This window comes from Acidovorax sp. 62 (assembly GCF_002754495.1).
Taxonomy (GTDB): domain Bacteria; phylum Pseudomonadota; class Gammaproteobacteria; order Burkholderiales; family Burkholderiaceae_C; genus Acidovorax.
In genome coordinates, this window is the sequence record NZ_PEFJ01000001.1 from 3,904,741 (window position 1) to 3,930,061 (window position 25,321).

Sequence of the window (25,321 nt, forward strand, 5' to 3'; positions counted from 1 at the left end):
TGTATCATGCTGCAACGCACCATCCTTGTAGCAAACTTACGTACGCCGCAGGCCTTCCAGGTGCCCCTTTACCCTCCCCGGAGCTGTTCCATGTCCAAAGTCTTTATTGATGGCGAAGCTGGCACCACAGGCCTGCAGATCCGCGAACGCCTGCAAGCCATGCCGCACATCGAGCTGGTGAGCATTGCCCCCGAACTGCGCAAAGACCCAGGCGCCAAGCGCGCTTTGATCGAGACCGTGGACCTGGTGGTGCTCTGCCTGCACGACGACGCCGCCCGCGAAACCGCTGCCATGGTGGACGCTATCGAGGCTGCAGGTGGCCGCAAGATCAAGATCATTGACGCCAGCACCGCCCACCGCACGGCCGCAGGCTGGGTGTATGGCTTTCCGGAGCTGGACGCCTCGCAAACCCAGGCCGTGCGCCAAGCCACCCGCGTCTCCAACCCCGGCTGCTACGCCACCGGTGCCATTGCGTTGCTGCGCCCGCTGGTGGACGCAGGCTTGGTCCCCAAAGACGCTGCCTTGAGCCTGCCCTCGGTGTCGGGTTACTCGGGCGGTGGCCGCACCATGATCGAGGCCTACGAAGCAGGCACGGCAGCACCCTATGAGGCCTACGCGCTGGGCCTCACGCACAAGCACATCCCTGAGATCCTGCGCTACACCGGGCTCACACGCCGCCCGGTCTTCATTCCGGCCGTGGGCAACTTCCGCCAAGGCATGCTGGTGCAACTGCCTTTGCACCTGGACTTGCTGCCCGGCGCCCCCAAAGCCAGCGACTTGCACGATGCGCTGGCCAGCCACTACGCCCGCACCAACACCCCTGAGCAATGGGTCAGCGTGCTGCCGCCCACCGACGACTTGAAGCTGGCGGCCGACACCCTGGCCGACACCAACAAACTGGAGCTGCGCGTGTTTGCCAACGAGGAACACCGCCAAGCCATCGTCATTGCGCGCCTGGACAACCTGGGCAAGGGCGCCAGCGGCGCTGCGGTGCAAAACATGAAGCTGATGCTGGGTATGTAACGGGGCAGGTAAGCCCCGCGATCAGCCCCGCTCAAGGCCCGAGAGTGGGGATGTCCAACGGCCCTTCGACGGCGCGGTCACTCCTCGTCCGACGCCTCGGCGCCCTGCACTGCGCGCCGCACCACATCGCCTGAAAACCCCCGCGCCAGCAAAAAGCGCATGTGCTTGGCACGGGTTTGTGGGTCTGTCGCGGGCTCGCCAAACTTGCGGCGCCACACCTCGCGGGCGCGCTCCAGCTCACTGCCCTGCAACTGGGCCACAGCGTCCTGCACGGCCTCTGCGCCCAGCCCTTTGGATTGCAGCTCTTGCCGGATGCGCGCCGCGCCCAGACGGCCAGCACGCCGATGCAGCACCGACTCCACCACCCGCGCCTCGTTGATGAAGTCTTTGGACTGCAGGTCATCGAGCACCGCGTTCAGGTCTTCGCCCTCTTGCACATGGGGACTGAGCTTGCGCAACAGCTCGGCCCGCGAGTGCTCGCGCTGGCCCAGCAACCGCAAGGCGCGGCCTTTGAGCGATAGCGTGGTGAATCCCATACAGGCCTCGAATGCTTCTGTTTTGATAGCTGCTAGCGCTTATTGGATAAGCGCTAGCAGCCAATTTCTCTCAAAATCAGAGACACCCCGTACGAAAGATCACTCGTCTGCAGTAGCCGCTGGAGCTTGCAATGCGCCAGGCAGCAGGGCAATGCCCAAACCTTCGCGCACCTTGTTCTCAATTTCGCGGGCCAGATCGGGGTTCTCGCGCAAAAACTCACGCGCGTTGTCACGGCCCTGGCCGATCTTTTCGCCGTTGTAGGCGTACCAGGCACCGCTCTTTTCCACGATCTTGGCCGTCACGCCCATGTCGATGATTTCGCCTTCGCGGCTGATGCCTTCACCGAACAGGATGTCGAACTCCGCCGTCTTGAACGGTGGCGACACCTTGTTCTTGACCACCTTGACCTTGGTCTCGTTGCCGATGGCTTCGTCACCCTTCTTGATGGTGCCGGTGCGGCGGATGTCCAGGCGCACCGAAGCGTAGAACTTGAGCGCATTGCCGCCGGTGGTGGTTTCGGGCGAGCCGAACATCACGCCGATCTTCATGCGGATCTGGTTGATGAAGATGACCATGCAGTTGGTCTTCTTGATGGTGGCGGTGAGCTTGCGCAGGGCTTGGCTCATCAGGCGGGCCTGCAGGCCGGGCAGCGCGTCGCCCATTTCGCCTTCGATTTCGGCCTTGGGCGTGAGGGCTGCCACCGAGTCCACCACGATCAGGTCCACAGCGCCCGAGCGCACCAGGCTGTCCACAATCTCCAGCGCCTGCTCACCGGTGTCGGGCTGGCTGATCAGCAAATCAGACAGTTGCACACCGAGCTTTTGGGCGTACTGCACATCCAGGGCATGTTCCGCATCCACGAAGGCACAAGTGCCGCCCTGTTTTTGCATCTCGGCAATCACTTGCAGCGTGAGCGTGGTCTTGCCCGAGGATTCAGGACCGTAGATTTCGACCACGCGGCCACGGGGCAGGCCGCCTACGCCCAGGGCAATGTCCAGGCCCAGCGAACCGGTGGAAACCACCTGGATGTCCTCGATCGCTTCGCCTTCACCCAGGCGCATGATCGTGCCCTTGCCAAACTGCTTTTCGATCTGCGCCAGCGCTGCCGCCAGGGCCTTGGCCTTTTCGGCGTTCACGGGAAGGGCGGGGTTGGTACCTTTGACGTCCATGGAATGGCTCCTGAATAAAACGAAGTGTCTGAAGTGATCTGCGGGGGGCCAGCGGGTCAAAACATACTGTTTTTAACAACAGCACTGGCTGCTTGACCAGTAATGTAGAGGCCCCATAGAACCAAGTAAACAGTTTTTTAGTCAGTTTGCCTTACCATTTAAGGCAACGCCTCCGCGCAGTTTGCCGAGCCTGCGGAATGAACTCACCCGGGCATCTGGAGCCCCCATGCACCCCAACCCCACCGCGATCCCACCCGACGATGCCTGGCGCCAGACCCACCTGGGGCGCCTGCTGGGCCATGCCATGCGCCGCTTTGATGCCCGCGTGCTGCAGCTCATGGCGCGCAACGTGGAAGTGCCCTTGGCCCTGTCGAATCTGGCCGCCCGCGACCAAGTGGGGGCCGCGCACATCCACCTGACGCGGCACCTGGCGCTGGGGGGCGACCGGCTGACCGACCTGGCGCAACGCGCAGGCATGACCAAACAGTCGATGGCGCAACTGGTAGACCAGTGCGAAGCGTGGGGATTGGTGACCCGCGAGAGCGACCCGCACGACGCCCGGGCACGCCGGGTGTGCTTTACCCCCACCGGGCTGGCCTGGCTACAGGGATTTCGTGATGCAGTGACGCAGGCCGAAGCGGAGTTTCGCGCCGAGGTGGGCGATGACGTGGCCACGGTGGTGTGCCTGGGTTTGGAGGCTTACGCGCAATAGCCGCCTGGGCATTGCGCTAAGAACCGGTTCAAAGGCAGCCAGACCCAGCGCCCTGAGCGTTACACCTTAGGCGCAGCAGGCTGCCAGGACTTGCGCCGCTGAAGCAGCCCTAGGCCGCCCAGTAAAACCGACAACCCGACCAGTGCGCCGGGCCCGAGCACAGGGACACTGGCGGGGGTCTGTGCAACCACCTGCACGTTGTCCACCATCGGGCCCGTGCCACCTGTTGCGCTGTTAGACGCAAACCGCAATGTCGAGGCTGGACCTGTCGCCGTGAACGCCAGGCTGTGGGTGGTCCACAAGGTGGTCGAACCCGGGGCGGTGCTGACGGAGACAGGGACATTCACGCTCAGCGCAGCCAATGCAGCCCCGCCCCCTGAGGGCAGCGCGGACACCGTCAGGTCCGCGGCCGGGCCCATCAGAAAGTGTCTGGACGCCGAAAAACTGACGACGTAAGTACGGCCCGCCACCGTGTCAAACGTCTGCTCAATGCCCCCGGGGTTATTGCCATTGAGGTCAATCACACGGGTGCCGTCCACCGCCAATGCACCGGGAAACTGGTGCCAGCTGAAATCGCCCCCGCTCACAGGCACCCAGCCTGTTACCAAGTTCACGCTGGCGGGCTTGCTGCTGCTCACGTTCAGCCAAGGCCCAAAGCCAATGTCGGTACCCGATGCCGAGGCCGCAACGGTGTCCCATGTCCCCGCTTCAAAACCACCGTTGGTGAAAGGTGCCGCTGCAGCAGACAGGTGCAGCAAGGCCGTGCAAGTGCCAACGGCAAGCCAATTGCTTTTTTTCATCGTTTTCAAGGGGTTGTCAGGAGCCGCAATGGGCCACGGCCCTCGCCTCGTCGAGCAGACAAGGTGGTCTATGGCGATGGGTCGGGGCGGCACCTGGGGGGGGGTCAGACCACACAGAGTCTGCACATTCCTACGACACACGATGTATGGCACAAGTCACATTGCGCAGAAGTGAGGACAGGCTCTGAAAGAGCTGCATTCTAGGAGCTAGGCCGCAAATTACCCCCTCCAACGCCGTTGCGCGTGGGATTCTTGCGACACCCAGGCCCAACACTGGCCTACTACTACAGCCAAGGGGAGAGGAAGCCAGCGCTCCAAAAGCCGGCTCATAGAAAACAAAAATGCGCCTTGCAGCAGCTGTGCAAGGCGCATGGACTGAACGGACACAGCGGGCGCCCTTCAGCGGGCCACCCGGTCAAGCCACTCCGTCGTGCTCAGTGGGCGTTGCGCTCACCTTGTTGGCCGGCAATGCGGCTCACATCGCCACCCAGGCGGCGCACTTCGGCCACAAACTCGGGGCCGCTGCGCAGGCGGCGGTATTCGGCCAGGCTGGCTTGGTAGGCGGGATCGGCGTCGGGGGTGCGGTCGCCTGCGTTGGCTTGGCCCAGGCCAGCGCGGTTCCACAGGTTCAGGTCGGCTTGCACTTCAGCGCGGCTCAGTGCAGGGCCTTGGGCGACGGACTCGTCGCCGCCCCATTGCTCGTTGATCGGTGTGGCGGCAGAAGCGGCACCGGCAAAGGTGGCAGCAGCCACAGTGGCGATGGCGATCAGGGTCTTGGCGGCAGTCTTGGCGTTGGTCATGGCAGTTCTTCCTTTGGAGTGATTCCTGCAGTGCGTGATTGCGTTCTGCATGGGAAGAAGTTTCCGTTTTTGGCGCGTTGGCGTATGTGCGTAAACGCACAGGTTTTGCGAGGTCGCCAGCACCAAGCCCCCACGCACACCACGGCCGCGCCGCCATGCTCACACCCCCAAAGGCGGCCCCCACAGCTGCGAAGGCCGCTTCACATGCAGCACCTGCAGCGGCTGCGAGCGCCCGCGCACCTGCACCTCTTCGGGCGTGCCGAGGGCGTCGGCCACGCCGGCCAGGCGGGCGGCCTCCAGCGACAGCACCAGCCGTGCGCCCACCACTTTGGAGTGGTCTTGCAGGCGGCTGGCCGTGTTCACCACCTCGCCCACGGCACTGAAGGTGGTGGTGTCTTCGTAGCCCACCTGCCCCAACGCCACGCGGCCTGCGTGCAGGCCCATGCCAAAGTCCAGCGACTGGCCAAACTGGGTGCGAAAGGTTTCGCTCCAGGCGTCCATGCGCTGCTCGATCAACGCAGCGGCTTGCACGGCCTGGCGGCAGGCGGTGGGCAAATCGGTCTCCAGCCCAAAAATGGCCATCACGCTGTCGCCAATGAACTGGTTGGCCAGGCCGCCGCTGTCTTGCACGGCCGCGCCCACGCGGGCGAAGTACTGGTCCAGCATCCAGGCCAGGTCAAACGGCCACTGCCGCTCGGCCATGCCCGACCAGCGGCGCAGGTCCACAAACAAGATGGCCACCTGCCGCTCTTGCCCCAGGCGCCCAGGCAGCGGGGCCTGGCCGGGCTGGAACAGGGGCGTGATCTGCACATCGCCGGTGGGCCGCAGCTGGCAGGCCAGGCGCACGCCCGGCGGGGCCTGCACGCGGGCCAGCGTGGTGCGCTCGTCGCGACCGGGCTCGGGCACATGGGCACTGGGCCCATCCACCCGCACGCGGCAGGTGGAGCAGCGCGCCCGCCCACCGCACAGCGCCAGGTGGGCAATGCCGTGGCTGCGGCTGGCCTCCAATACCGTATAGCCGCGCGGCACTTGCACAGCGCGGTCGGGGTAGCGCAGGGTGATGGGGCCGCCCCCACGGCAGCGCCGCAAGGTGCGCCATGCCCAGCGCAGCGCCAACAAGGCGGCCACAGCGGCCATCCAGCCCCAGCGCAAGGCATCCTCCAGCCAGGCCGACGCCGCCACGGCCTGCGCGGTGCGGCCCGAGGGCGGTGGGGGCAGCGCGCTCACCTCCCAGGCAATCTCGCGCGCCATCGACAACAGGCCCAGCGCCGCCAGCACCGGCAGCAGCACGGCCCCTGTGAGCAAGGCGGGCTGCCAGCGCCGCCACCCCGGCCGCCCGCGCATCGCCATATGCAGGCCCAGGCAGCCATGCCACCACGCCGTGATGAGCAGCAGCGACTGCAGCACCAGGTTCTCGGGCCGGGCCAGGCCATTCACCATGCGGCCGTAGGGGGGCGATGCGCCCATGGATTCAAACGCCCAGCGCGTGGCCACAAAGTGCCCGGCCAGCAGCAGCGGCAGGCACAGGCCCAGTGCCAGCCGCACGCCCTCCACCCACGGCATGCGCAGGCTGCGCCGCTGCCACAGGGCCACGCCTGCCAGCGCCAGGTGCGTGAGCAGCGCGCCATACAGCAGCACCGTGCCCGGTACCGAATGCCACCCACTGCTGATCACCTCCAGCAGCGCATCGGCCACCTGCAGCGACACCAGCCCCGTGGCATGGTTGCCCAGGTGCAGGGCCACGTAGCACCACAGCACCAGGCCACTGGCCCAGCGCACCTGGCGAAGGGAAGGCAGGCGCGAGCGGATCAAGGCAAGGGACATGGAAGGGAGGTGATGGAAAAAGTCAAAACACAGGGCACAAAGATGCAATGCGAGGGCGAGCCCCCTCACAAAGAGAGGCCCCGCAGGCGGCGATGCCAACAACGCGGCCCACCCGCCAAGAAGCCCACCACAGAAGCCTAGCGCAGCACTGAATTCTGAAGCTTGTGAGCATAATCCGCCCACTTCGCACACCTCTGCGGCGCCAGCCTTGGGGGCTGCGCCCACCCCTTTGGTTCCATGAACGCACCGCAATCCCCCCGCTCCACCCTGGCCCTGCGCCGCATCGCCCTGTTTGAAGGCCTGGGCGAGGCCTGCCTGGACCGCATTGCCGCCGAGTGCGACTGGCGCACGGTAGAGGCCCGCACGCCCCTGTTCACCCGCGCATCGCCGGGTGGCGAGGTGTACTTTTTGTGCGCGGGGCGCGCGCGCATCACCACCTATGCGGCCAGCGGGCGCGAGGTCACGTTTCGGGACTGCGAGGCGGGCGAGCACTTTGGCGACCTGTCGGCGATTGACGGGCAACCCCGCTCGGCCGATGTGGTGGCGCTGGAGGCCAGCGTGCTGGCCAGCCTGTCGGCCCCCGCCTTCATCGCGATGCTGGAGCGCGAACCCATCGTCGCCATGCGCATGATGAGGAACCTCACGGCCCTGGTGCGGCGCCTGACCGAGCGAGTAATTGACCTGAGCACCCTGGGCGTGCAAACCCGCCTGCACGCCGAGCTGCTGCGGCTGGCCCACGCCAGCGGGCTGCAAAGCGACAACACCGCCCGCATCGACCCCGCCCCCGCCCACGCCGTGCTGGCCAGCAAAATCAGCACCAACCGCGAGCAGGTCACCCGCGAGATCAGCGCCCTGACCAAACGCGGCCTGCTGCGCAAGGAAGGGCTGCACGCCCTGGTGGTGACCGATGTGCAAGCCCTGGCCGACCTGGTGGCCGAGGTGCGCGGGGACTGAGCCCGCAGCCAGCGGGGCATTGCGCCGCTTGCAGACACCCACGCGTGCACAGGCGCACGCTGCGAATGCACTGAATGCTCACATATTCATAGCTGCTAGCGCTTACCAGATAAGCGCTGCAGGCCTATTTATCTTTTAATCCCGCTGCCTGCACCGCAGCGGGGGCGCCCGCCTCTGCGCTTTGCAGCAGCCACTGCCGAAAGCACTGCAGCGCATGCAACTGGGTGCGCCCCTCCGGGTAGCAAAACCAGTAGCCCACATCGCCCTGGTAGCCGCCCGCCTGCGCCAGCGGGGCCAGCGGCTCGCGCACCAGGCCCGAGGTGATCTCGTCCTGCACCAGGCAGCGCGGCACCAACGCCAGGCCCATGCCCGCCATCACCGCGCGAATCATGGTCTGGAACTGGTCAAACTGCGGCCCGGCCAGCGGGTCGATGGCACCCTCCACCCCGTGCGTCTGGCTCCAGCGCAGCCAGGCCTCGGGCACCGTCACGTGGCGCAGCAGGGTGTAGCGCGCCACATCGCGCGGGGTGTGAAGGGGCCAGTCCGCCACCTTGGTGCGCGGCGCGATCAGGGCCACATCCTGGCCCGTGAGGTAGTGGGCATGCGCCCCAGGCCAATGGCCATCGCCAAACAAAATGGCGCAGTCCAGCTCGGGCCGGGTGAAGTCGTAGCTGTGCACGTACGGCACAAAGTGCAGCGTGATTTGTGGATGCAACTGCTGGAACTGCGGCAGCCGCGGAATGAGCCACTTGGCCGCAAACGTGGGCAGGCTGGACAAGTGCAGCGCACCGCCGCCGTCATCGCTGGTGATCAGCTCCAGCGTGGCGGCCTCCAGCTGGGCCATCAGGCCGCGCACGGCTTTTTCATACCGCTCGCCCGCCGGGGTCAAGGCTAGGCGCTTGCGGCTGCGCTCAAACAGGGGTACGCCCACCCAGGTTTCCAACTCTTTGACCTGCTTGCTCACCGCGCTTTGCGTGAGGTGCAAGGCCTCGGCTGCGCGCGAGACACCGCCAAACCGGGTGACGGTAGAAAACGCCCGCAGCAGGTGCAGCGGGGGCGAAAGGCGGCGCAGGGAAGACATCGGCAGGTTCTTAAATCATTCCATATTGGAATGTTATCAGGCACATCCGTTGCTTGGTAACTGGCACTCCATCCTTTAACCTCCTCTCACGCAAAAGGAAAACCGCTATGCAACGCCGTCAACTGCTTGCCGCGCTGGCCGCTACATCTGTCGCTCCTGGAATATCCTGGGGCCAAGAAGCCAAACCGCTGCGCGTCATCATTCCCTTCCCGCCAGGGGGCGCCACCGACATCACCGCCCGCAGCCTGCAAGAGCCGCTGGCGCGCATCCTCAAGCAACCCGTGGTGCTGGAAAACCGGGGCGGCGCGGGTGGCTCCATCGGCATGGCCGAAGTGGCCCGCGCCCCGGCAGACGGCCTCACCATCGGCGTGGCCACCCTGTCCACCCACGGCGTGAACCCTGCCGTGTACAGCAAGCTGCCCTATCACCCCACCAAAGACTTTGTGGGCGTGACCGAGATCGTGAAAGCCCCCGGCGTCATCGTCATCAACCCCGCTGTGCTGCCCGTCAAAGACTTTGCCGATCTGGTCAAGTACCTCAAGGCCAACCCCGGCAAAGTGTCGTACGCCACGCCGGGCAACGGCACCATCGGCCACATGTGGGGCGAGCTGTTCAAGAGCAGCACGGGCACCTCCATGGTGCACATCCCCTACCGTGGTGCAGGTCCGGCCATCAACGATGTGCTGGCAGGCCAGGTGGCGGTGTACTTTGACCAGGTGGCCTCGTCGCTGCCGCACATCAAATCGGGCAAGCTCAAAGCGCTGGCAGTGTCATGGCCTGGCCGACTGGACGTATTGCCCGAGGTGCCCACCTACGCCGAGCTGGGCTACAAGCAGGCCAACGAGCCTTCGTGGTTTGGCCTGGTGGCGCCCGCAGGCACGCCTGCCGCCGCCGTCGACCGCATCCAGCACGCCGTGGCCCAGGCCCTGAAAGAGCAGGCCGTGGCCGAGAGGCTGGCGGGGCAGGGCCTGTATCCTTCAGGCACCCCATCCAAAGACTTCACGGCCCAGATCGGCCGCGAAATTGAAAAAATGAAGCACGTGGCCGAGTTTGCCAAGGTGAAGCTGGACTGACACCGCCCCCCCGCACGCCACCACCAGGCACACCCCACGCACCTCACCCACACAGGCCATAAGTCGGCATACTGCGCATGCGTTCATGCCCAGATGCCGGTCCGGGCGGCCAGGCCAGCCGCCCCCATTCACAGAGCCTTGCCTATGCATGCAGCCTTGAAACTGATCCACCACCGATTCCAACAAGCCCAGCCCGGCGCCACCGGCTCGCCCGGACGCCCCGCAGCGGTAGCGACCCCATCGGCCACGCCCGCCATGGTCAGCACCGTGCCCGGCACCAGCGCCCTGGTGTTTGACTCGCCCCACAGCGGCACCCATTACCCAGCAGACTTCCGCTCCGCCTGCAGCCTGTCCACGCTGCGCCGCGCCGAAGACACGCACGTCGAAAAAATCTACGCCTTCGCCCCCGCCCTGGGCGTGGCATGGGTCGAAGCCCACTTTCCCCGCATCTACCTGGACGCCAACCGCGACACGCTGGAGCTGGACACCACCCTGCTAGACGCCCCCTGGCCCGACGCCGTGGCCACCGACCCCACCGTGCTGAACAAGGTGCGCCTGGGCAAGGGGTTGATCTGGAAGTTCACCGACGAAGGCGAGGCCATCTACAAACGCCTGCTCACCGTGGACGAGGTGCGCGCCCGCATTGACCGCTGCTGGCGCCCCTACCACGCCGCCGTGGCCCAGGCCATTGACGCAGCCCACGCCCGCCACGGCTACAGCATCCACATCAACTGCCACTCCATGCCCGCCATATCGGCCAGCCACGCCACCGACTTTCCGGGCCTGGTGCACGCCGACTTTGTGGTGGGCGACCGCGACGGCACCACCGCCAGCCCTGACCTGTCGGCCCTGGTGTGCGAGCACCTGCGCGCCTGTGGCTACAGCGTGGAATACAACCACCCCTACAAAGGCGTGGAACTGGTGCGCCGCTACAGCGCCCCGGCCCAGCACCGCCACAGCATCCAGCTGGAGATCAACCGCAAGCTGTACATGGATGAAGACACGCTGGCTGAGCACCCAGAGGGCATGGCACGGCTGCAGGGGGATTTGAAGGCGTTGACGGAAAAGTTGCTGGGGACGGATCCGCGCGGCGGATGACTTGAAAATGCCTGCGCAACAACTCAGTCCGGAATGACCTCAAAGACGATGAACTGATTCGCCTGGGTATTGGCCGTAAAGTTGTTGTCTGCCGCCAGCACGATGGTCCGGTGCCCGTTCGGCAAGGTTTTCCCCCAGGTGATGGCTTCAATGTTGTCGAGCTTCACACCCTGGTCGTTGATGGGCATCTCCAGCAGCAGCTTCCGGCTCATGGGTGTGTAAGTTGCTGCGCCCGTGAGGCTCGCCATGCTGGTCACGTTGGTCGTGCCATCGGTGATTTCGGTGAGCACCAGACGGATGGTGTTGCCAATACCTGAGGCAAAGGCGCGCTCCACCGCGATGAACTTCTTGTTGCCAATGGCGAGGAAGTCCGAGAGGCCATTGTCCGGGCCGAAAGGCGCGCCCGCCGGAGCATCCACCGGAATCTTCGGCAACTGGTACGCATACTGGGCCTTGGCTGAGCCCGTGGCCGGGTCAAGGGCCGTCACGCGCACCGCGCTGCCCGCCTGCAGGGTGGTGATGGGGCCGTCCTGAATCAGCGCGTCCTCATTGGCCACGAACACGGTGCCATCGGGCGCCACGGTTAACGCTTCAAACAGCTTATTGCTGCGCCCGCCCGTGGTGGTGTTGTCCACGTAGTTGTAGATCGCCGGTGTCTTGAACTCGCGCACAAACTTGCCCGCAGTGGTCATCTCTCGCACAAAAGGCTGGAACAAAGTAGCAGCCGTCGTGCCCCAATTGCCCTCAGACGACCAGTACAGGTTGCCATTGGGTGCCAGGCGAATCGCCTCTGGGTCCACCGTGCGTGCAGTGGCGGGGAAAGAAGATCCATCCTCGCGCTGCATGTACGTCTGGCGGTTGATCTTGACGGTGACAGAGCCGGTGTCGGCATAGTCAATGCTCAGGTTGTAAAAGCGCGGCGTGCCCCGCTCGCCGCCCCGGTCGTCCGAAATGGCCCAGAAACTGCCATCCGTGGCCTGGTCCAGCCCCGAGATACCACCAAATTCCACCCCCTCAAACAGCGTGCCCGTAGGAATGGAGGCTGTGCCGATCAATTTGAGCGAGGCGACGCGGGATTCGCCCGCGTGATTGCCATCGTCGCTACCGCCGCACGCGACCAAGGCGACCGACAGGGCGGTGAAGGCAGAAGCCGCAGCCAAGCGACCCCAGAAGGAGTGGAGTACGGAGCCCATATCAAGTCTTTACACGGTGATGGAGGAAGCCCGGAAGTTTGGGTGGGGAGTGCGTCAAAGGTATGACACCCCAGCCAGCCAAGCAGACACCAGGCGGGTGTTGCTGTGGGGGCCTCTGGGCGGCCAGCCACGGCTTGCCTCCATGCAGCGCCCTAGAATCAGCAAGAAACCACGCCGCACCAGGAGACCTTTTTCATGCGCATCCTTATCGCCGAAGACGACCAAGTGCTGGCCGATGGCCTGCTGCGCACGCTGCGGGCCTCGGGGGCGGTGGTGGACCATGTGGCCAGTGGCAGCGAGGCGGATGCGGCGCTGATGACCAACAACGAGTTTGACCTGCTGATCCTGGACCTGGGCCTGCCCAAGTTGCATGGGCTGGAGGTGCTCAAGAAGCTGCGCGGCCGGGGCTCGGCGCTGCCGGTGCTGATCCTCACGGCGGCCGACAGTGTGGAAGAGCGGGTGAAGGGGCTGGACTACGGCGCGGACGACTACATGGCCAAGCCCTTCAGCCTGCAAGAGCTGGAGGCGCGGGTGCGCGCCCTCACACGCCGGGGCATGGGCGGGGCCAGCAGCGCCATCAAGCACGGGCCGCTGGTGTACGACCAGGCCGGGCGGGTGGCGACGATTGACGGCAAGATGGTGGAGCTGTCGGCCCGCGAGCTGGGCCTGCTGGAGGTGCTGCTGCAGCGCGCCGGCCGCCTGGTGAGCAAGGAGCAGCTGGTGGAGCGCCTGTGCGAGTGGGGCGAAGAGGTGAGCAACAACGCCATCGAGGTCTACATCCACCGCCTGCGCAAGAAGATTGAGAAGGGGCCGATTCGCATTGCTACCGTGCGCGGCCTGGGCTATTGCCTGGAAAAGATTCCGGGATAGGAGGCCCCCCTGAGTCGCGACCCGCTCGGTGCCACCGCCACAGGCGGTGTCTCTTCGATGCCGCCCAAGCCTGCACCGGCAGGCTTGGAGCCCCGGCATCTCAGCCCCCAGGGGGACGCACCCGGTGGCCTGGCAAAGCCAGCTCCACGGGTGCACTGGCATGAACCGCGCCCGCCTCAACGGCAACGGCGATGCGTGGCCTATCAACCAATCGCATCAAAAATGATAGCTGCCAGCGCTTTATGGACGGTCGCTAGAGGCTAAAAAGGCTTTAAATCTTGAAAATCTTCCAGCGCGAGCAGCGCTCCCTCTTCGGCGAAATCCTCGACTGGATGCTGACGCCGCTGCTGCTGCTGTGGCCGGTGAGCCTCGCACTGACCTGGCTGGTGGCGCAGGGCCTGGCCAACAAGCCGTTTGACCGTGCGCTGGAGTACAACGCCCACGCCTTGGCGCAGCTGGTGAGCGTGCAAAAAGACGGCGAAAAGGGGGAAAAGGGAGAGAAGGGCGGCGAGGTGCAGTTCAACCTGCCGCAGCCCGCCAGCGAGATTCTGCGGGCCGATGATTCGGACATCGTCTACTACCAGGTGATGGGGCCGGGGGGCGAATTCCTCTCGGGCGAGCGCGAGTTGCCCGAGCCCCCCGCCGATGAAACCCCCATGTCTGGCGAGGTGCGCCTGCGCGATGCGGAGCTGCGCGGGGTGGAAATCCGCGTGGCCTACATCTGGGTGCGGCTGCCGCTGCAGGGCGGCCCGCTGGCGCTGGTGCAGGTGGCCGAGACGCGCGAGAAACGCAGCGTGCTGGCCACCGAAATCATCAAGGGCGTGATGCTGCCGCAGTTCGTCATCTTGCCGCTGGCAGTGCTGCTGGTGTGGCTGGCGCTGGCGCGGGGCATTCAGCCGCTGAACCAGCTGGAGCAGCGCATCCGCGCGCGCAGCCCGGACGACCTCTCCCCGCTGGACGACCACGCCGTGCCGCTGGAGGTGGCGCCGCTGGTGTCGTCCGTCAACGACTTGCTCACGCGGCTGAACGAGTCGCTGGCCACGCAAAAGCGCTTCCTGGCCGACGCGGCCCACCAGCTCAAGACGCCGCTGGCGGGCCTGCGCATGCAGGCCGACTTGGCGCAGCGCGAAGGCACGAGCACCGAGGAACTCAAACGCTCGCTGCAGCAGATTGGGCGCTCCAGCATCCGCGCCACACACACCGTGAACCAGCTGCTGGCCCTGGCGCGGGCCGAGGGCAGCGGCGTGGGCATTGCGCGCCAGCCGTGTGACTTGGCCGAGCTGGCCATTGAGGTGGTGCGCGACTCGGTGCCCCGTGCGCTGGACAAGCACATCGATCTGGGCTACGACGGGGCCGACCCCGGATCGCCCGGCGTGTGGCTGGACGGCAACCCCACACTGCTCAAGGAGCTGGTGCGCAACCTGGTGGACAACGCGATCAACTACACGCCCTCCACGCCCGAAAAACCCGGCGTGGTCACGGCCCGCGTGCTGGCCGACACCTTTGGTCATGTGCTGATGCTGCAGGTGGAAGACTCGGGCCCCGGCGTGCCCGAGGCCGAGCGCGAACTGGTCTTCCAGCCCTTTTACCGGGCGCTGGGCAGCGAGGCCGATGGCTCGGGCCTGGGCCTGCCCATCGTGATGGAGATTGCGGCCAAACACGGCGCCGAGGTGCTGCTGGAAGACGCCCACCCCGGCCAGCAACCACCGGGGGCGCGGTTCAGCGTGCGGTTTCCGGCGCGCACGGAAGACACGGGCTGAGAAACCTTGGGACCGGGCCACCCATCGGGCCGTGAAGCAAGCCGTGGCAAGCGAGCACTTCGCACGTCGGTGCAGCAACCCACGTGCACAGCCACGTGCAGGCAGAGCCTTGGCAACGCAGCCACACCGCTCACGGCAGTGGGTTATGGCGCCGATTCTTCCGGTTCAAACTTGTCCCACAGCGCAGTCTTGAACCATGCAGGCATCTCGTCTGTTTTCATTTCGATTTCAACGCCGTCCGTCACCTCTGCGATCCACACGCGCTCTGATCCCGAGTTGTCGAAGATGTAGGCCCGGTCGGCATAAGCCACGGCCTGCGCCAACAACTCAAGCGAACGCACGTAGCGGCTGCGAATTTTGTCTTCCGCTACCGGGTGCCCGCCCGTCTCTACCCGGTATTGCACGCGGGCCACATTGATCTCAGCGTCTTCCGTGGCCACAAAGTACAGGTAGGTCCGATAGCCCGCCTGCTGGGCTTTTCGCAAAAATTCAACCTTGTCGGGCGACGACATGACGGTTTCAAAAGTAAATGAGACTTGGGCCACCAGCAGCTTGTGGCGGATGAAGTCAGCCAGAACCGAGGCCCAGTACGAATTGACGGCCACTGCGCCAAAACCCACCTTGCCATCCACCACCGTCAACTGCTGCGCCTGTGGCAAAAGCCCCGCCTTTGCCAACAAGGTAGACGCCTGGAAGAACGTTTGGAGCTCAGCCGCATCGGCCATGACCTCAAAGCTGGACAGGTCCAAGTAGCCATCAGAGCGGATGGCTTTTTCCATCTCGTCCGCGTTGACATACACACCCAGCCACTGCGGCGGGAGCATGTCTTTGATGGTGCTTTTCCCTGAGCCATTGGGTCCCGCGAACATACGCAGGCGTGGAACGGGTGCTGTCATGCCCGGCGCGCCCGCACCCGTTTGGCCCCCACCATCACCGCCATAGGCTTGGCAATGGAGCGAATCACACGCACCTTGCCTTCTGCAGTGGTTTCAATCAACTGCCCATCACGGGCCTCGATCACTTTCCCACTGGTGGTCAACGCCTGCAAATAGGCCCGCTTGACGGCACTGCCCGCCAACTCTGGGATGCGGGCTTCCATACGTTGCATGGATTCTTCGCTCATCTGAGAAGGGGTCTTCATGGGGTACTCCTTGGTTGACAAGGTTTATACCAGCCGCAAATAGCCTATGGCTTTGGGCGTCATGCGGTGACATCACCAGGATGGATAACGCTTGCCCTGCGAATGCCCATGAGGGCCATGAACAGGTAGCCGTTGTCGGTGGGTGCGCGGTACACGCCCTGGGCTTCGAGCACGTAGGCTGCCACACCGGCCAGTTCCCAGGCATCGACCACGTCGGCCTTCCACTGCGGCACCACCAGCGGGGCAAAGCCGTTGTCCAGCCCGTACTGGCGCACAGCGCTGATGCGGCCCACCACCTGGGGGTGCAGGCTGAAGTTGGCCCACGACCAGCGCCAGGTGCCGCTGGTGTTGGAGATAGAGCCGATGAACTCCACATCGGCCACCACGGCGGGCACGCCGCCGCTTGAGAAGGTGAGCGTGGCGCTGGCCTGGTCGTAGTCAAAGCGTTCGTGGGTGGACAGGCCGTACGCCTCGGTCAACCGCCCCTGGCGCGTTGCCAGCGCCTGGTGGCACACGGTGACGGTGTCCACCCACAGGGCTTTGACCTCGTCGTCCATGGCCTGCACGCTGGCGGCGCGGGCATCCTGGTAGCAGTGCTGGCACACCAGGCGGATGTTGACCTGCCCCTCGTTCTTCTCGTTCCACTCGCCCTCTTGCTGAAACAGCCGCTCGCACGCGTCGCACCAGGCATCGGGGCAGGGCTCTTCGGCCGTGGGCGGGTTGCAGTGCCAGGTCTGCACGGGCTGCTGCAGCAGGTGGGCGCACAGGTAGGCGCCAGCCGAGGGGCCGTGGGTGGCGCAATCGAGTTCGGTGGAGGAGGCTGGGGTTGAATCGGTCATCGGAACGGGTTTTCAAGGCGGTCAGCGCAGGCCTGCCAGCCACTGCGCGTAGGCGGGGTGCTGCGATATGGAATTGTGGCCCACGCCATTGGCCACCTGCAGCGTGGCCACGCCGGGCGCAAAGCGCGTGTGCAGCAGCCGGGTGCTGGCTTCAGGGATGACTTCGTCGTGCTGCGCCATCAGCACCAGGGTGGGCGCCGTCACGGCCGGGGCGTAGCGGCCCGAATCAAACGGATCGCGCAGCAGCCAGCGCACAGGAAAAAACGGGAATTGCGCGCTGGCAATGCCAAGAATGCTGTCGTAAGGGGTGACCAGCACCAGGCGCTGCACCGGGCGCTGGCTGGCCAAGTGCACGGCCACGCCCGTGCCCAGGCTGCGGCCCACCACGGTGACGTTAGGGTGCTGGACGTGTACGTGGTCGAACAGCGCAGCCGCGTCAGCGAACAGGGCATCTTGTGTGGGCTGGCCGGTGCTGCCGCCATAGCCCCGGTAGTGCAGCAGATACAGCGCATGCCCCGCAAAGGCGGTCTCCAGCTCTGGCAGGCTGGCGGACACATCTTCGGCATTGCCGCCAAAGTACACCAGCGCGGGTGCGCCAGGGCGTGGGCGGTGGGTCACCACCAGTTGAGCCCCCGGCACGGCCAGGCCAAAGCTGGGCACCTGTGGACCCGCGCTGCGCGGCTGAGGGAAGTAGATGAGCGAGCGCTGAAAGCCCCACAGGGCCGCGCACAGGGCCACATACACCAGCGCCCCCACACCCAGGGCCACAGCAAGAGAACGGGGGAAAGAAGGCATGGAGATCGGCTCAAGGGGACGTGAAGAAGACGGAGAGGATCGCACCAGCACCAGCACCAGCACCAGCACCAACGCCGGACCCGGCGGCGTGGACCACGCCCTGCGCGGTGGTGGCACCGGCGTCGGCAGGCCGCATCACGCCAGCCCGGGCTCCAGCACCACCCGGTTGCGGCCCTGGGCTTTGGCGGCGTACAGGGCCTGGTCGGCGCGCTCCAGCGTGTGCGCCAAGGTATCGGCCGGGGGGTGGCGGGCCAGCCCGATGGAGACGGTGATGGCGATGGGATCGCCCCCCTGGGGCAGTGGCACCCGCATGGCCTGCACGGCCAGGCGCACGCGCTCCAGCAGGGCAAGCGCCTCCTCGGCTGGGGTGTCGCACAGCATCAGCACAAATTCTTCGCCGCCCCAGCGGGCCAGCACGTCGGTGTCGCGCACGCTGTGGCGCACGGTGTCAGCAAAGGCCCGCAGCACCAGGTCGCCTTTGCCGTGCCCGTGGGTGTCGTTGACCACCTTGAAGTGGTCGATGTCCAGCTGCGCCACCAGCAGGGGGTAGCCGGTGCGCAGGCTGCGCCGCTGCTCGAGCTGCATGCGCTCGAACATGGCTCGGCGGTTGAGCAGGCCCGTCAGGTCGTCGTGGGTGGCCAGCTCGCGGATTTGCTCCAGCGCACGGGCGAGTTCGGACTTTTGGCGGCGCAGGTGCTCGCGGGTGCTTTGCACGCGGGTGGTGAGAAAGGTGCTGCTGAGCAACACCACCACCACCATGCCCACGTAGGCCCCGGCCACCACGGGCGGGTAGCCGGGCTCGTCGCGCAACGCGACCACGCCCGAGGCCACGCCAAAGACCACCAGGCCGTACAGCAAGATGCCCAGCATCTGCCGCGTGGTGAGCCCGAAGATGCCGAACATGAGAATGATGGCCAGGATGGGCAAGGTGACGCCCCGCGCAGGCCCGGCGATGACAAAGGCCACCGCGCAGCAGGCGATGGAGTACAGGATTTGCGCCAGCGTGAGGGAGGGGTCTTTGAAGCGGCGCGACCAGCCGCTGCGGATGGCCGCATACACCACGATGAGGCCGATCACCGAGCACACCGTCCACACCCGCACATGCGCGGCGTTGGCTAGGCCCGCTGCGGCCACGGCGTTCATCACCAACAGGCAGCACACCATGAGCAGCGCCGCCAGCCCCGCCATGGCCAGGCGAATGCGCTGGCGCTTGTCGGTGGTCAGCACCCAGTCGGTCCAACGCCGGCAGTACGTGCTCAGATGCAAGTGGTCCCCCCCGCTGTGGTGGTGCACGGCCGCACACAGTGGCACAGGGGCCCGGTCATGTGAGGATGCGCTCGCTATCGCTGTTCCGAACAAATTCTACGGCGCACAGGCATAACAGCAAGCACTGAATGCGCTGCCGGGCCAGGCGAGCGCCTCCACGCAAGCTCGATACCTGCGCACCAGCGGGCAGGGGGGCGCCCGCCGGGTCCCCGCGTTCAGACCAGTGTGAGCGCGGCCAGGGCCGCCAGGGGGGCAGTTTCGGCCCGCAACACGCGCGGGCCCAGGGTGGTGGGGGCAAAGCCGTGTTGCACGGCCAGGGCTTCTTCGGCCGCGCTCAGGCCACCTTCGGGGCCCGAGAGGAACCACACCGGCCCCGCCCCTGCCGCAGCCTGCAGCAGGGGGCGTGTGCCTTCGCGCAGCGACAGCAGCAGGCGCTGGGCGCTGGGCTGGCCACCGGCGGGCGCAGCCGCAGCAGGGTCAGGATGGGCGCGCACCCAGGCGGCCAGGTCCAGCGCGTCGTGCACCACGGGCACGCGGTTGCGGCCGCATTGCTCGCACGCGGCCACAGCCACGGCCTGCCAGTGGGCGATTTTTTTGTCGGCGCGCTCGCCCTTGAGCTTGAGCACGCTGCGCTCGGCCACCAGCGGGGTGATGCTGGCCACGCCCAGCTCGGTGGCTTTTTCGACCAGCCAGTCCATGCGCTCGTTGGCGGTGATGCCCGCCAGCAGGTGGATGGCGCGGGGCGCCTCGCGCTCCACCGCATGGTGGGCACCCACCTGCACGCGCACGTCGCTGCGGCCCATGCGCAGCACGGTGGCCTCAAATTCGCCACCAGGGCCATCGGCGCCGCCGTGGAACAGGGTGATGCCATCACCCGGCTGCAGGCGCAGCACCTGCACATGGCGCGCAGCGCCGGGGGGCAGGTCGATTTCGGCACCAGGGGCCAGGTCAGCGGGGCAGTGGAAGCGGGGCATTTGCTACTCAATTGATAGCTGCTTGCGCTTATAAATAAAGCGCTAGAGCCTATTTTTACATCTACTGCGTACGCGCTTGGCGCGGGGCACAGCCTCGAAACTCTCACAGCCCTCCACCAGCAAACGCCGCGCAAGGGCCTATGTCGGCCGCACCGCCCTGCCGCGCTGGCGTTGCCCCCCCCGCAGCGGGAGAGGGGGAAGGCGCGCAGCGACTCAGGGGGTGTTTACTGCTTCACATGCGCCCGTAAGCGAAGCCGGTGACGGGTGTGGTGCCCTCGATCTCATCCACCAGCTGCAGCAGCGGGCCGAGCTGCCGGTAGCGGTTGGCGGTAGAGCGGATGTAGTGGAGGAAGCGCGGGGCGTCGGCCAGGTACTTGGGCTTGTCGTCGCGCAAGGTGAGGCGGGCAAAGATGCCAGCCACCTTGAGGTGGCGCTGCAGGCCCATCCACTCCACCGCACGGTAGAACTCGCCAAAGTCCGCACCCCAGCCGCTGGCGCTGTTGGCCCCCAGCAGCCCTGCCTTGCGGGCTTTCTCCCAGTAACGCACGGTAACGTCGATGACGAATTCCTCTTCCCAGCTGATGAACGCGTCGCGCAGCAGGCTGGCGATGTCATAGGTGATGGGGCCGTAAAGGGCGTCCTGGAAATCCAGCACTGCCAGCGGGCCGCCCTCTTGCAGCGGCACCATCAGATTGCGGGTCATGAAATCGCGGTGCACAAACACGCTGGGCACGGCCAGGTTGTGCGCCACGATGAGGTTGAAGGCATTGTCCAGCGTGGCCTGCTGCTTGTCGGTCAGAGCCACGCCCCGGTGGCGGGCCAGGTACCAGTCCGGGAACAGCGACAGCTCGCGGCGCAGCAGGGGTTCGTCGTACACGGGCAGCACGCCGGGGCGCGAGGCTTTTTGCCAGTCCAGCAGCACATCGGCGGCCTGCTGGTACCAAGGCAGCGCCGCCTGGGGGTTTTCGGGCTGCAGCAGCTCGATCAGGGTCTGCTTGCCCAGGTCAGTCAGCAGCATGAAGCCACCTACCTCGTCCCACGCCAGAATTTGCGGCACGTTCAGGCCCGCGCCAGCCATCAGGGCCTGCACCTGCACGAAGGGGCGGCAGTTTTCCTTGTCGGGCGGGGCGTCCATGATGATGCAGCTGGCGCCTTGAGCGGTGTCGATGCGCAGGTAGCGGCGAAAGCTCGCGTCGGCCGAGGCCGGGCGCAGGCTGGCGGGCACCAGCTGGTGGCGGGCCACCAGCGGGGCGAGCCATATTTCAAAGGCTTTTTGGCGGGTCGCATCGGGCCAAACCACCGCGCCGGGGGCCGCGGCCCCCGTGGTGTGGGTGGAAGAAACAGGGGATGAGGGGGAAGAGGGGTGGCTCATGGATAATCGGATTTTACAAACCCGCCCCCTCCGCCTACCCATGGGCCATCGGCGCGGGTGATTCCATCCGCCCTCGCCCCCTACGCCCCACGTGCCACGCCGCAAGCCCACCACCGTGCAGACCCCCTCCCTCCGGACCCGGCCCGCTACGGCAGCTGCATTGCGGCTGCGCCCCCCCGCGCCCACCGCACTGGCCTACTGCGTGGCGCTGGCCTGGTGCGGCCTGCCCCTGACCGCCCAGGCCCAGGACGCCGCGCCCAGCGCCTGGGATGCCCCCATCACGCTGCGCAAATCCCCCGCGCTGCAAGAGACGATTCCCGAAGCCGTGCGCTCGCAGTTGCCGGTGTTCGTCACGGGCGACCGCATCAGCGGCCAGACCGACTTGAACGCCACCATTGAGGGCAACGCCGAGCTGCGCCGGGGTGACACGGTGATCCGTGCCGACCGGCTCGACTACACGGTGCCCGAGGACCTGGCCAAGGCGCGCGGCAATGTGCGCATCAACCGCGCAGGCAACACCTACGAGGGCTCGGCGCTGGACCTGAAGGTGGACGCGTTTGAGGGGTTCTTCACCGAAGCGCGCTACCGCTTCCTGGCCACCCAGGCACACGGCGAGGCCACGCGCGTGGATTTCCTGGACCGCGATCGCGCCCTGGTGCACAGCGCGACCTACACCACCTGCCAGCGCGATGACGAGGCCAGCTGGCGCCCGGCCTGGGTGCTGCGGGCCGACACGATCCGCATCGACAACGAGGAAGAAGTGGGCACAGCCGAAGGCGCGGTGCTCGAATTCCAGGGCGTGCCCATCCTGCCCATCCCGTACATCACCTTCCCGCTGTCGGACAAGCGTAAATCCGGCCTGCTGCCCCCCACCATCGGGCTGGACAGCCGCGACGGCCTGGAATACGCCCAGCCGTACTACTGGAACATTGCCCCCAACCGCGACGCCACCTTGCGCGCAGCGCTGATGAGCAAGCGCGGCGCCAACCTGGGGGGCGAGTTCCGCTACCTGGAGCCCACCTACCAGGGCGCCATCAGCGGCGATGTGATGCCATCGGACAGCCTGCGTGATCGCTCCCGCTGGGGCATCACGGCCAAGCACCAAGGCTCCATTGAATCGAGCATTGGCGGCCTGGGCCTGAACCTGAACCTCAACCGCGTGAGCGACGACAACTACTGGCGCGACTTTGGCCGGGCCTCAGAGCCGCTGCGCCAGCGCCTGCTGCCCAACGACGCCTCGCTGTCCTGGGGCTCGGGCGATATCTCGGCGCAGGTGCGCACGCTCAAGTGGCAAACGCTGCAAGACGCCACCTCGCCCATCGTGCCGCCGTACGACCGCATGCCGCAGCTGAACTGGCGCTACACGCCATCGACCCTGCCTGCGGGGCTGGACGCCAGCGTGGAGCTGGACACTACGCGCTTTGAGGCCGCACGCGCGCTCACGGGCCAGCCCAATGCCGACCGCTCGTACGCCATCGCGCAGATCAGCCGCCCCTTCCTGGCACCGGGTGGCTTCATCACGCCCAAGCTGCAGTTGCACGCCACGCAGTACCAGTTTGACGGTGCGCTATCCAACGGCTCACGCTCGGCCAGCCGCACGCTGCCCACCTTCAGCCTGGACAGCGGGCTGGTGTTTGAGCGCGATACCAGCTTCTTTGGCCGCTCGTTCCTGCAAACGCTGGAGCCCCGCGCGTTCTACACCTACACGCCGTTCAGCGACCAAAGCCGCCTGCCCGTGTACGACACGGCCGCCAACGACTTCAACTTCGCCACCGTCTACACCGAAAACGCCTACGGCGGCAACGACCGCATTGCCGACAACAACCTGCTGACGCTGGGCATGACCACCCGTCTGCTGGACCCGGACACCGGCGCCGAGAACGTGCGCTTTGGCGTCGCCCAGCGCCTGCGCTTTACCGACCAGAACGTGACGTTGCCCGGCGTGGCCCCGGTGAGCGAGCGGCTGTCGGACGTGCTGGTGGGCGCGGGCATCAACTGGACGCAGCAGTGGGCGTTTGACTCCACCACCCAGTACAACCCCAAGACGCAGCGCTCCATCCGCTCCACCATCAGCGCCCGCTACAGCCCCGGCAACTACCGCACCGTGAGCGCGGCCTACCGCTTCCAGCGCGGCACCAGCGAACAGATCGACATTGGCTGGCAATGGCCACTGAACGACCTGTGGGGCGACAAAGGCCAAGACCTGGGCGCCGGGCGTGGGCAAGGTGGTGGCCGCTGGTACAGCGTGGCGCGCCTGAACTACAGCATGCAAGACCGCAAGCTGGTGGACACCGTGGTGGGCCTGGAATACGACAGCTGCTGCTGGATTGGCCGCGTGGTGCTGGAGCGCCTGCAAAACAGCACCTCCACCTCCAACACCCGGCTGCTCTTTCAAATCGAATTCGTGGGCTTCTCCCGCCTGAGCCTGGGCTCCAGCCCCCTCGAAACCTTCAAGCAACACGTGCCGCGCTACCAGTACCTGCGAGACCAGGTCGGTACGCCCAGCCGTTTCAGCAACTACGACTAAATCGACACAGCCATGAACCACCGCGTGATGACATTGGCCCTGGCGGCCAGCCTGGCCTGCCTCGCATCCCAAGGCGCTGCGGCGCAAGGGCTGCGCCCCTCCAGCGGCACCAGCAAGGGGCTGGCGCAGCAACCCGCGGCGGCTGCGGCAACGCCTGCCGCCAAACCCGCAGCCAAGCCCACACTGGCGCTGCCCACCCCCTCGGCGGCCGACACCGGCCCGCGCTCGGCCGACTACATCGTGGCCATCGTCAACTCCGAGCCCGTCACCAACTACGAAGTGCGCTCGCGCATCGCCCGGGTGGAGCAGCAACTGGCCCAGCAAGGCGGCAACGCCCCCACGCCCCCGCGCGAGCTGATCGCCCGCGAGGTGCTGGAACGCATCATTCTGGAAAAAGCCCAGCTGCAGCTGGCGCGCGAAACCGGCATCCGCGCTGACGACTACGCCGTGAACCAGGCCGAGGCCGCCGTGGCCCAGCAAAACGGACTCACCGTGAGCGAGTTGCAACGCCGGCTGGTGAGCGAGGGCCTGAACCGCGACCGCTTTCGCGAAGAGCTGCGCAACCAGCTCTTGATGCAGCGCGTGCGCGAGCGCGAAGTGGACGCCAAGGTCAAGGTGAGCGATCTGGACATTGACCAGTTCATCCGCGAACAACAAGGCACCGAAGTGAGTGCCGCCGAGATCAACCTGGCCCACGTGCTGGTGCGCGTGCCCGAAGACGCCAGCCCCGCCGTGGTGGCCGAGCGCCAGGCCCGCGCGCAGCAAGCGGCCGACAAGGCCCGCGCAGGTGAAGACTTTGCCAAGGTGGCCCAGGAATACTCCGACGCGCCCGAAGGCCGCCGCGACGGGGGCCTGCTGGGCCTGCGCCCCACCGACCGATACCCCGAGCTGTTCGTCACCTCGACCCAAGCGCTGGCAGTGGGTGGCATTGCCGGGCCTGTGCGCTCGCCCGCCGGGTTTCACGTCCTGAAGGTGGTGGAGCGCTCTGCGGCAGGCTCTGGCCCCACCGTCGTGCAAACCAACGCGCGCCACATCCTGCTGCGCACCGGCCCCCAGTTGACCGAGGCCGCGGCCGCTGCGCGCCTGAGCGACTACCGCCGCCGCATTCAGGCAGGCCAGGCCGACTTTGCCACGCTGGCGCGCGAACATTCACAAGACGGCAGCGCCAAGCAAGGCGGCGACCTGGGCTGGGCCAACCCCGGCCGCTACGTGCCCGAGTTTGAACAGGCCCTGAGCGCCCTGCGCCCCGGCGAAATCAGCGAGCCTCTGGTGTCGCGCTTTGGCGTGCACCTGATCCAGCTGGTGGACCGCCGCGAAGCCAAGCTGAACCAGCGCGAGCAACGCGACATGATGCGCGACGCCGTGCGTGAAAAGAAGCTGGACGAAGCCTACGCCACCTGGGCCCAGGAGCTGCGTGGCCGCGCCTATGTGGAATACCGCGAGCCCCCCCAATGAACATGACCCCCACAGTCGCCCACTGCGTGTGGCTCCTTGCCCCCCGAGGGGGCCGCGT

At 66.3% G+C, this 25,321-nt stretch carries 23 protein-coding genes; 9 read left to right on the forward strand and 14 right to left on the reverse strand.

The features are described from left to right. The first annotated feature begins 90 nt into the window (after window positions 1–90). Complete coding sequence (gene argC / locus CLU86_RS17445) at window positions 91–1,023, forward strand: N-acetyl-gamma-glutamyl-phosphate reductase (protein ID WP_099742497.1); 933 nt, start codon at window positions 91–93, stop codon at window positions 1,021–1,023. 77 nt (window positions 1,024–1,100) lie between these two features. Here argC and recX read toward each other — a convergent pair whose 3' ends face one another. Both recX and recA read right to left on the reverse strand, forming a co-directional pair. Further along, window positions 1,101–1,559 carry a recombination regulator RecX gene (gene recX / locus CLU86_RS17450; protein ID WP_099742498.1) on the reverse strand — a complete coding sequence of 153 codons (459 nt, stop codon included), beginning with the start codon at window positions 1,557–1,559 and terminating at the stop codon, window positions 1,101–1,103. A 99-nt stretch (window positions 1,560–1,658) separates the two neighbouring features. After that, window positions 1,659–2,729 carry a recombinase RecA gene (gene recA / locus CLU86_RS17455; protein ID WP_099657216.1) on the reverse strand — a complete coding sequence of 357 codons (1,071 nt, stop codon included), beginning with the start codon at window positions 2,727–2,729 and terminating at the stop codon, window positions 1,659–1,661. A gap of 226 nt (window positions 2,730–2,955) precedes the next feature. Between recA and CLU86_RS17460 the strand changes: the two genes are divergently transcribed. After that, on the forward strand, window positions 2,956–3,441 hold the full coding sequence (locus CLU86_RS17460) for a MarR family winged helix-turn-helix transcriptional regulator (RefSeq protein ID WP_099742499.1): 486 nt from the start codon (window positions 2,956–2,958) through the stop codon (window positions 3,439–3,441). Window positions 3,442–3,500: 59 nt separating this feature from the next. Here CLU86_RS17460 and CLU86_RS17465 read toward each other — a convergent pair whose 3' ends face one another. The 3 genes from CLU86_RS17465 to CLU86_RS17475 all read right to left on the reverse strand — a co-directional run bounded on the left by CLU86_RS17465 (window position 3,501) and on the right by CLU86_RS17475 (window position 6,865). Further along, a complete protein-coding gene (locus CLU86_RS17465) occupies window positions 3,501–4,241 on the reverse strand; it encodes an IPTL-CTERM sorting domain-containing protein (protein ID WP_099742500.1) in 741 nt (246 codons plus the stop codon). Between the two features lie 434 nt (window positions 4,242–4,675). Continuing rightward, on the reverse strand, window positions 4,676–5,041 hold the full coding sequence (locus CLU86_RS17470) for a DUF4148 domain-containing protein (RefSeq protein ID WP_099742501.1): 366 nt from the start codon (window positions 5,039–5,041) through the stop codon (window positions 4,676–4,678). Window positions 5,042–5,200: 159 nt separating this feature from the next. Beyond that, entirely contained in the window at window positions 5,201–6,865 is a 1,665-nt protein-coding gene (locus CLU86_RS17475) for an adenylate/guanylate cyclase domain-containing protein (protein WP_099742502.1), read from the reverse strand. A gap of 237 nt (window positions 6,866–7,102) precedes the next feature. On the opposite strand from CLU86_RS17475, the gene CLU86_RS17480 reads away from it, so the two are divergent. After that, complete coding sequence (locus CLU86_RS17480) at window positions 7,103–7,819, forward strand: Crp/Fnr family transcriptional regulator (protein ID WP_099742503.1); 717 nt, start codon at window positions 7,103–7,105, stop codon at window positions 7,817–7,819. Window positions 7,820–7,943: 124 nt separating this feature from the next. Here the strand turns inward: CLU86_RS17480 and CLU86_RS17485 are convergent, their stop codons facing one another. Further along, window positions 7,944–8,900, reverse strand: coding sequence for a LysR substrate-binding domain-containing protein (locus tag CLU86_RS17485; RefSeq protein ID WP_099742504.1), 957 nt, complete (start codon window positions 8,898–8,900; stop codon window positions 7,944–7,946). Window positions 8,901–9,007: 107 nt separating this feature from the next. Between CLU86_RS17485 and CLU86_RS17490 the strand changes: the two genes are divergently transcribed. Both CLU86_RS17490 and CLU86_RS17495 read left to right on the forward strand, forming a co-directional pair. Next, on the forward strand, window positions 9,008–9,973 hold the full coding sequence (locus tag CLU86_RS17490) for a tripartite tricarboxylate transporter substrate binding protein BugE (protein WP_099742505.1): 966 nt from the start codon (window positions 9,008–9,010) through the stop codon (window positions 9,971–9,973). Window positions 9,974–10,117: 144 nt separating this feature from the next. Further along, complete coding sequence (locus tag CLU86_RS17495; RefSeq protein WP_099742506.1) at window positions 10,118–11,071, forward strand: N-formylglutamate amidohydrolase; 954 nt, start codon at window positions 10,118–10,120, stop codon at window positions 11,069–11,071. 23 nt (window positions 11,072–11,094) lie between these two features. On the opposite strand, the gene CLU86_RS17500 is transcribed toward CLU86_RS17495, so the two are convergent. After that, complete coding sequence (locus tag CLU86_RS17500; RefSeq protein WP_099742507.1) at window positions 11,095–12,264, reverse strand: esterase-like activity of phytase family protein; 1,170 nt, start codon at window positions 12,262–12,264, stop codon at window positions 11,095–11,097. Between the two features lie 195 nt (window positions 12,265–12,459). Here CLU86_RS17500 and CLU86_RS17505 point away from each other — a divergent pair, with 195 nt between their 5' ends. Together CLU86_RS17505 and CLU86_RS17510 are read left to right on the forward strand one after the other, a co-directional pair. After that, window positions 12,460–13,134, forward strand: coding sequence for a response regulator transcription factor (locus tag CLU86_RS17505; protein ID WP_099657225.1), 675 nt, complete (start codon window positions 12,460–12,462; stop codon window positions 13,132–13,134). Between the two features lie 278 nt (window positions 13,135–13,412). Continuing rightward, the gene (locus tag CLU86_RS17510; RefSeq protein WP_099742508.1) at window positions 13,413–14,894 is read left to right on the forward strand and encodes a sensor histidine kinase; all 1,482 of its coding nucleotides are present in this window, start codon (window positions 13,413–13,415) and stop codon (window positions 14,892–14,894) included. A gap of 143 nt (window positions 14,895–15,037) precedes the next feature. On the opposite strand, the gene CLU86_RS17515 is transcribed toward CLU86_RS17510, so the two are convergent. The 7 genes from CLU86_RS17515 to CLU86_RS17545 all read right to left on the reverse strand — a co-directional run bounded on the left by CLU86_RS17515 (window position 15,038) and on the right by CLU86_RS17545 (window position 21,281). After that, entirely contained in the window at window positions 15,038–15,718 is a 681-nt protein-coding gene (locus CLU86_RS17515) for a zeta toxin family protein (protein WP_233195074.1), read from the reverse strand. A gap of 68 nt (window positions 15,719–15,786) precedes the next feature. After that, window positions 15,787–16,035 carry a hypothetical protein gene (locus CLU86_RS17520; protein ID WP_099742510.1) on the reverse strand — a complete coding sequence of 83 codons (249 nt, stop codon included), beginning with the start codon at window positions 16,033–16,035 and terminating at the stop codon, window positions 15,787–15,789. A gap of 59 nt (window positions 16,036–16,094) precedes the next feature. After that, the gene (locus tag CLU86_RS17525) at window positions 16,095–16,874 is read right to left on the reverse strand and encodes a DUF6882 domain-containing protein (RefSeq protein ID WP_099742511.1); all 780 of its coding nucleotides are present in this window, start codon (window positions 16,872–16,874) and stop codon (window positions 16,095–16,097) included. Between the two features lie 21 nt (window positions 16,875–16,895). Then, complete coding sequence (locus CLU86_RS17530) at window positions 16,896–17,669, reverse strand: alpha/beta hydrolase (protein WP_099742512.1); 774 nt, start codon at window positions 17,667–17,669, stop codon at window positions 16,896–16,898. 135 nt (window positions 17,670–17,804) lie between these two features. Next, the gene (locus tag CLU86_RS17535) at window positions 17,805–18,896 is read right to left on the reverse strand and encodes a GGDEF domain-containing protein (RefSeq protein WP_369803830.1); all 1,092 of its coding nucleotides are present in this window, start codon (window positions 18,894–18,896) and stop codon (window positions 17,805–17,807) included. Window positions 18,897–19,150: 254 nt separating this feature from the next. After that, complete coding sequence (locus tag CLU86_RS17540) at window positions 19,151–19,909, reverse strand: 16S rRNA (uracil(1498)-N(3))-methyltransferase (protein ID WP_099742513.1); 759 nt, start codon at window positions 19,907–19,909, stop codon at window positions 19,151–19,153. A gap of 232 nt (window positions 19,910–20,141) precedes the next feature. Continuing rightward, window positions 20,142–21,281 (reverse strand): aminoglycoside phosphotransferase family protein, encoded by a 1,140-nt coding sequence (locus CLU86_RS17545; protein ID WP_099742514.1) that lies wholly within the window; start codon window positions 21,279–21,281, stop codon window positions 20,142–20,144. A 115-nt stretch (window positions 21,282–21,396) separates the two neighbouring features. On the opposite strand from CLU86_RS17545, the gene CLU86_RS17550 reads away from it, so the two are divergent. Together CLU86_RS17550 and CLU86_RS17555 are read left to right on the forward strand one after the other, a co-directional pair. Then, window positions 21,397–23,808 carry an LPS-assembly protein LptD gene (locus tag CLU86_RS17550; protein WP_369803832.1) on the forward strand — a complete coding sequence of 804 codons (2,412 nt, stop codon included), beginning with the start codon at window positions 21,397–21,399 and terminating at the stop codon, window positions 23,806–23,808. A 12-nt stretch (window positions 23,809–23,820) separates the two neighbouring features. Next, entirely contained in the window at window positions 23,821–25,263 is a 1,443-nt protein-coding gene (locus CLU86_RS17555) for a peptidylprolyl isomerase (RefSeq protein ID WP_099742516.1), read from the forward strand. Window positions 25,264–25,321: the final 58 nt, after the last annotated feature.

Bases quoted from the DNA above. Each gene is read 5' to 3' on its own strand.
- argC (WP_099742497.1), top strand. From the start codon at position 91: ATGTCCAAAGTCTTTATTGATGGCGAAGCTGGCACCACAGGCCTGCAG.
- recX (WP_099742498.1), bottom strand. From the start codon at position 1,559: ATGGGATTCACCACGCTATCGCTCAAAGGCCGCGCCTTGCGGTTGCTG.
- recA (WP_099657216.1), bottom strand. From the start codon at position 2,729: ATGGACGTCAAAGGTACCAACCCCGCCCTTCCCGTGAACGCCGAAAAG.
- CLU86_RS17460 (WP_099742499.1), top strand. From the start codon at position 2,956: ATGCACCCCAACCCCACCGCGATCCCACCCGACGATGCCTGGCGCCAG.
- CLU86_RS17465 (WP_099742500.1), bottom strand. From the start codon at position 4,241: ATGAAAAAAAGCAATTGGCTTGCCGTTGGCACTTGCACGGCCTTGCTG.
- CLU86_RS17470 (WP_099742501.1), bottom strand. From the start codon at position 5,041: ATGACCAACGCCAAGACTGCCGCCAAGACCCTGATCGCCATCGCCACT.
- CLU86_RS17475 (WP_099742502.1), bottom strand. From the start codon at position 6,865: ATGTCCCTTGCCTTGATCCGCTCGCGCCTGCCTTCCCTTCGCCAGGTG.
- CLU86_RS17480 (WP_099742503.1), top strand. From the start codon at position 7,103: ATGAACGCACCGCAATCCCCCCGCTCCACCCTGGCCCTGCGCCGCATC.
- CLU86_RS17485 (WP_099742504.1), bottom strand. From the start codon at position 8,900: ATGTCTTCCCTGCGCCGCCTTTCGCCCCCGCTGCACCTGCTGCGGGCG.
- CLU86_RS17490 (WP_099742505.1), top strand. From the start codon at position 9,008: ATGCAACGCCGTCAACTGCTTGCCGCGCTGGCCGCTACATCTGTCGCT.
- CLU86_RS17495 (WP_099742506.1), top strand. From the start codon at position 10,118: ATGCATGCAGCCTTGAAACTGATCCACCACCGATTCCAACAAGCCCAG.
- CLU86_RS17500 (WP_099742507.1), bottom strand. From the start codon at position 12,264: ATGGGCTCCGTACTCCACTCCTTCTGGGGTCGCTTGGCTGCGGCTTCT.
- CLU86_RS17505 (WP_099657225.1), top strand. From the start codon at position 12,460: ATGCGCATCCTTATCGCCGAAGACGACCAAGTGCTGGCCGATGGCCTG.
- CLU86_RS17515 (WP_233195074.1), bottom strand. From the start codon at position 15,718: ATGCTCCCGCCGCAGTGGCTGGGTGTGTATGTCAACGCGGACGAGATG.
- CLU86_RS17520 (WP_099742510.1), bottom strand. From the start codon at position 16,035: ATGAAGACCCCTTCTCAGATGAGCGAAGAATCCATGCAACGTATGGAA.
- CLU86_RS17525 (WP_099742511.1), bottom strand. From the start codon at position 16,874: ATGACCGATTCAACCCCAGCCTCCTCCACCGAACTCGATTGCGCCACC.
- CLU86_RS17530 (WP_099742512.1), bottom strand. From the start codon at position 17,669: ATGCCTTCTTTCCCCCGTTCTCTTGCTGTGGCCCTGGGTGTGGGGGCG.
- CLU86_RS17540 (WP_099742513.1), bottom strand. From the start codon at position 19,909: ATGCCCCGCTTCCACTGCCCCGCTGACCTGGCCCCTGGTGCCGAAATC.
- CLU86_RS17545 (WP_099742514.1), bottom strand. From the start codon at position 21,281: ATGAGCCACCCCTCTTCCCCCTCATCCCCTGTTTCTTCCACCCACACC.
- CLU86_RS17555 (WP_099742516.1), top strand. From the start codon at position 23,821: ATGAACCACCGCGTGATGACATTGGCCCTGGCGGCCAGCCTGGCCTGC.